General features: G+C 59.2%; 1 protein-coding gene. It reads right to left on the reverse strand.

Going from position 1 to position 262, the window contains the following annotated elements:
- The coding region (locus ACLJNW_RS26015) for a DUF1553 domain-containing protein (RefSeq protein ID WP_410961479.1) at window positions 1-262 on the reverse strand (262 nt) is incomplete at both ends.

The following is a 262-nucleotide window of genomic DNA, read 5'->3' on the forward strand; positions in this document are numbered from 1 at the left end:
GTAGAACGCGGTCTGATCATTCAAATACGCAAGCGACTCTTTCAGCTCAGCGCTATGGGGCTGCCGGCCGAGAATCCGGTCAAATGCGGAAGCGACAAACGCCTCATTGGGCTGCGGCGGCGCCGGAGAAAGCTGCTGCGCGAGAATCCGCGACATGGTCTGGCTTAGCTTTCCGTTCGCGAGCGCGAGCGCTTGCTGAGGCACGATACTCTCACTACGCTCGAAGCATTCGTTGGGGCTGGCGACGTCGAAAACTTTGAGC

It is taken from the genome of Salmonella sp. SAL4457, assembly GCF_046548235.1.
In the GTDB taxonomy this organism is placed as follows: Bacteria; Pseudomonadota; Gammaproteobacteria; order Enterobacterales; family Enterobacteriaceae; genus Salmonella; species Salmonella enterica.